Annotated in this window: 3 protein-coding genes; all 3 read right to left on the reverse strand. The window is 71.5% G+C overall.

Annotated elements, in window-relative coordinates; genetic code table 11:
* A partial coding sequence (locus E1287_RS42210) for an MFS transporter (RefSeq protein ID WP_131971591.1) occupies positions 1–1,225 on the reverse strand: 1,225 nt, incomplete at its 3' end.
* Positions 1,226–1,485: 260 nt separating this feature from the next.
* Entirely contained in the window at positions 1,486–2,184 is a 699-nt protein-coding gene (locus E1287_RS42215; protein WP_131971593.1) for an FCD domain-containing protein, read from the reverse strand.
* 239 nt (positions 2,185–2,423) lie between these two features.
* Complete coding sequence (locus E1287_RS42220) at positions 2,424–3,860, reverse strand: helix-turn-helix domain-containing protein (protein ID WP_131971595.1); 1,437 nt, start codon at positions 3,858–3,860, stop codon at positions 2,424–2,426.
* Between the last annotated feature and the right edge of the window lie 446 nt (positions 3,861–4,306).

The following is a 4,306-nucleotide window of genomic DNA, read 5'->3' on the forward strand; positions in this document are numbered from 1 at the left end:
GTTCGGACTGCTGGCCGCGCGTCCGGGCTGGGCGGACGAACCCCGGCCGCGCGGCCAGCAGTCCGAACAGCACCTCGGGAACGACCAGGGCAAGCAGGAGCGCGAGAGGAACGTTCCAGCCGTCCGTCGCGTCGTGCAGGACGCCGACCGCGAGCGGCCCGAACCCCGCGAGGAGGTATCCGCCGGTCTGCGCCATCCCAGACAGGCCCGCGGCGATCGAGGGGCTCGCCGCGCGCAGGTTGAGGAGCGTGTAGGCGAGCGGGAACGCGCTGCCCGTGCCGAGGCCGAGCACCAGCACCCAGATCCACCCGGCGGACGGGGCCAGCATCAGGCCGCCGAGCCCCGTGACCATGGTGATCGCGACGGCGGCGACGAGGGGGCGCTGATCGCGCAGGCGGGCGGCGAACACGGGGACGAGGAAGCCCAGCGGTATACCGGCGATCATCATGGCGGACACCATCATCCCGGCGGCGGTGGGCGCGTACCCGGCGTCCCGCATGATCTCCGGCAGCCACGACATCAGGACGTAGAACATCAGCGACGCCAGGCCCATGAAGACCGCGACGTACCAGGCGATCGGGGACCGCAGCAGCGAACCGTCCGCCGAGGCCGCGGCCGGAGTGTCCGGGGGCGTCGGGGTGCGGCGGCCTCGGGTGGCGAGCGGTCCCCACACGAGCAGCGCGATCACGGACGGGACGGCCCAGACGGCGAGCGCGAGCCGCCAGCCTCCGGCCTCGTCCAGCGGCACCGCGAGTCCGGCGGCGACGGCGCCGCTGGCCGCCATGAGCATCATCGCCAGGCCGGTGAGCGAGCCGACGCGGGCCGGGAACGCGCGCTTGATGACGGCCGGCATCAGGACGTTGCCCATCGCGATCCCCGCGCCTGCCAGGATCGTTCCAACGTACAGCGAGACCGGCGACTCGACCACGCGCAGCAGAATCCCCAGCGTGATCATGATGAGGGACCCGGCGATGGCGACCTCGGTGCCGACCCGCCGCGCGACCGTCGGGGCGACGGAGGCGAAGAGGCCCAGGCAGAGCACCGGGAGCGTGGTCAGGACACCGACCTCGGCGCCGGACAGGCCGAACACGTCGCGCAAATCGCCGAGCACCGGCGTGATGCCGGTGATGGCGGCGCGCAGGTTGATCGTCAGCAGCACCAGGCCGATGAGCGACCAGACGGCCGTGGCGCGGGGAAGGTGGGTTCTCATCTCGTCCTTCGTCATGCGCCGGTAGGCACGCGCGTCCACAAGGGCGCGCGATCTACCGGTACGTACGGTTTCGCTTCGGTTTGCACCGGCACCGGACCCGGAGGCGGTCGGCCGGTCAGTTTTTGCTCATGCGGCCCCGCCGGCGTCCAGGCTGTCGGGTTCGCTGGGGGCGGCTTGCCGACTGCGGGCCCCGGTGCCCCGGTCTTCGGCTGGGCTCGGGGAGGCGGGTGGCCAGCTGTGGGGGGGTGTTGGCTCCGTTGTGGCCTGGCGGTCGGCTACAAGTAGGGCTCTCTGGCGGGTTCGGGGCGGCCGGTCGAGGCGAGGATCTGGTCCAGGCATGCGTGCGTTGCCCGCGTTGCCGCCTCCGCGTCGCCGGCCTCGATCGCGGCGGCGATGGGCCCGTGCGGGACGTCCTCGTGTTCGAGGAGGGTGCCCGCCGCGCCGATGCTGGCCCTGAGCGCGGCGCTGAAGTCGTGGTACAGGTCCGTGAGCACGCGGTTGTGGGTCGCCTCGACGACGGCGGTGTGGAACGTGAGGTCCGCCTCGACGAACGTGGAGTGATCGCCCGCCGCCCATGCCGCGTCCCGGCGCGCGAGGGCGACCGCGATTGCGGCGACGTCGGCCTCAGTGCGGCGCGCGGCGGCGAGACGGGCCGCCTCGACTTCCAGTCCGCGCCTCACTTCAAGGATCTCGACGAGCTCCGCCGTCTCCAACCGCCGCCGGACGGCGCCGGACAGCTCGCTCGTGGCCCGCACGTACGTCCCGTCCCCCTGCCGGCTCTCCAGGAGCCCTGCATGAGTCAGCGCACGCACGGCTTCGCGGACGGTGTTGCGCCCCACCCCGAGGGTCTCGGACAGCACCGGCTCCGGCGGGATCTTCGCGCCGACCGGCCACCCGCCACCGGCGATCTCGTCCCTGAGCTGGTCGATCACCTGATCGACCAGTGACGACCGCCGTGCCGTCCGCAAAGTCACCCCTACCTCCGGTAATCCAGTCATCCTACGTTTCGATGATAGGACACCCACCGAGATGGTTTTATTCCGCCCCGACCGGGAGAACGATCTCTGAGCCCGGCCCATGTGACGCACGGCGGCGGCTGCGGGCATGTGGCGTCCGTAGGACGCCGTGCGCGCGCGTCCGCGGCGCGAGAACGACGGCCGTCACACCGTCGCGCCGCTGGCGGCGGCTAAGCGTTGGGCGCCCGGCAGTGTGGTCAGACGCGGGCTTTGGCGGTGGACGTTGACGGGGATGCGGACAGGCCGGCAGCTTCCAGGGCCTGGCGGTAGGCGATCGCGGCGCTCTCGGCGTCCTGGACGAGTTCGTACAGTTCACCCAGTTCGCGGAACAGATGCGCGGCCGGACGTCCGGCAGGCAGCGTTCCCAGCTGTTCGGACGCGGCACGCAGCACGACCTGCGCGGCCGTCGGGTCTCCCTGCGCGACGCGTGCGCGGGCCAGGACGAGACGGGCGAGGACGGTCTTCTGCGTCCGTGCCGCCAGGTCCGTGCCAGGCTGCGGAGTCACGGCACGGGAGTGCTCTGGAGCGGACAAGGCCAACCCCGTGTCGAGGAACTGTTCCAGGGTGGCGATGGCGTCGTCCAGGTCACCGACCAGTACGAGCGCGCGCGCTTTGGCGATGGTGCTCTCGGTGGACTCTTCTCCATTGAGGCCGACCGTCCCCTGCAAAAGCTGCAGCGCCTCCTGGGCGGCCTCCGGGGAGCCTTCGGGACGCGGACGTTCAAACCCGTACTCCCCAGCGGGCACAGTATCGGGCTGTGTAACCGCCGAGAACGGTGTGACGCCCCTGAGCAGCGCCTTGGCCGCCGCAAGGGAAAGACGTGCGCGAGACTGCGCCGGACCGCTGTCGCCGCGCGCGGCCAGGGCCTGGTCGGCGAAGTACAGCGAGTCGCCGATCGTCCCTTCTTCTAGTGCGCGCATGCTGGCTCGCTGGTAGTGGACGCTCGTCGGCTCGTCCGCACCGCTGTTGAGCAGCCGCCGTCCGAGCTCATGCGCGCGCGCGGGATCGGAGCGATCCACATAGGCGAGCAGCAGAATGCGTCCGACCTCTGTGTATTCTTCGCCGACGCCGAGCCCGAGCTGGTTCAGCCGGTCGACGGCCCGCTCGCCGAGCGCGATGGCCTGGCCCAGGTCACCGACGGCGTGGTAGCAGCGCGCCAGCGCGATGACGGGCGGGAGCCAGCTCGCGCGTCCCGGGTCACGCTCGGCCTGTTCGCGCAGCTCCTCGAAGAGCGCGATCGCGTCGTCGGCGCGGCCCAGCTCCTCCAGGGCGCGGGCGCGGCCCCAGCGGGCGCGGGACGTGAGGTCGGGGTCGTCGCTGCGGGCGATCACCTCGTCGAAGCCCGCCTCGGCGGTGACGGGGTCGCCGCGCAGCAGCGCCAGGTGGGCATGGCGCTCCCGCACCTCGAGGTGGGCGCGCTGTTCAGGCTCGACGCCCTCGGCGAGGTATTCGGGCGTGCAGCCGAGACGCTCGGCCAGCATGCGCAGGACGGTCGGCGTCGGAGTGCGCTTGCCCGATTCGATCAATGAGATGTAGCTGTCGGAAAGGTCGTGACCGGCGAGCTGTGCCTGCGACAAGCGTCTGGTCAGCCGCAGGTTGCGGACACGTTCGCCGACGTTGCCTGGACCCGGCATGTGGACTCACTTAGCGGAAGTAAACAGGCGGCTGGGGTGCCGACATGATTGCACATTGCGGGTTATCGCACATCGAGAGTAATGAAGCGGCAAGAGAAGAGACCCCCTGGTCGGGCCCGCCGGGCCCCCGTGCGCGCGCTGCCGCGCAGCCGTGGCGCGCCGGTTCTCGCCGGTGCATGCCCCGGCGACGGCCGCGCCCGTCACCTTCGGACGGTATCTGACCATCCAGAAAAGATCGCCAAAACCGCCGATATTGTCCAGCCGGCCGCGCCCGCCGGCTACTCCCAGGAACAGAGGCGCAGACGCGGACCAGCGCGGGCCCGCAGGCGCAGGACGGACGTGACGTGGAGCGGTTTGAGGAGGCAGGCGCGTGGCGGGGGCGAGCGCAGGCGTAGGACGGACGTGAAGCGGCAGGCGCGGGGCGGTTTCGGGAGGCAGGCGCGGGG

It is taken from the genome of Actinomadura sp. KC06 (genome assembly GCF_004348735.1).
In the GTDB taxonomy this organism is placed as follows: domain Bacteria; phylum Actinomycetota; class Actinomycetes; order Streptosporangiales; family Streptosporangiaceae; genus Spirillospora.